Below are 689 nucleotides of genomic sequence, written 5' to 3'. Positions count from 1 at the left end.
TCGCCCAGTTAAGACTCGGTTTCCCTACGGCTACCCTATTCGGTTAACCTCGCTACAAAATATAAGTCGCTGACCCATTATACAAAAGGTACGCAGTCACCCAACAAGTGGGCTCCTACTGCTTGTACGTACACGGTTTCAGGTTCTATTTCACTCCCCTCACAGGGGTTCTTTTCGCCTTTCCCTCACGGTACTGGTTCACTATCGGTCAGTTGGGAGTATTTAGCCTTAGATGATGGTCCACCTATATTCAGTCAAAGTTTCACGTGCTCCGACCTACTCGATTTCACTTAAAATGTCTTTTCATGTACGGGACTATCACCCTGTATCGTGGCACTTTCCAGAGCCTTCCATTAACACATAATAAGCTTAAGGGCTGTTCCGATTTCGCTCGCCGCTACTTTCGGAATCTCGGTTGATTTCTTTTCCTACGGGTACTTAGATGTTTCAGTTCTCCGCGTTCGCCTCGTTAACCTATGTATTCAGTTAACGATACCTGCAAGCAGGTGGGTTTCCCCATTCGGAAATCCTAGTCTCAAGCGCTTTTTACTAGCTTGACTAGGCTTATCGCAAGTTAATACGTCCTTCATCGCCTCCAACTGCCAAGGCATCCACCGTGTACGCTTAGTCACTTAACCATACAACCCAAACGGGTCTTTGTTTTGTGACAGTTTAACTTCGCCAGAAGT

1 rRNA gene is annotated in these 689 nt (G+C 46.4%); it reads right to left on the bottom strand.

Annotated features, from left to right (window positions below):
- Window positions 1-638: ribosomal RNA gene (locus tag GQR47_RS20270) — 23S ribosomal RNA — on the bottom strand; the annotation flags it as partial.
- Window positions 639-689 lie beyond the last annotated feature (51 nt).

The sequence above is a fragment of the Pseudoalteromonas sp. Z1A2 genome (assembly GCF_011378755.1).
GTDB lineage: Bacteria > Pseudomonadota > Gammaproteobacteria > Enterobacterales > Alteromonadaceae > Pseudoalteromonas > Pseudoalteromonas distincta.
The sequence above is the reverse complement of the archived record's forward strand: the minus strand, read 5'-3'. Positions and strand labels throughout refer to the sequence as shown.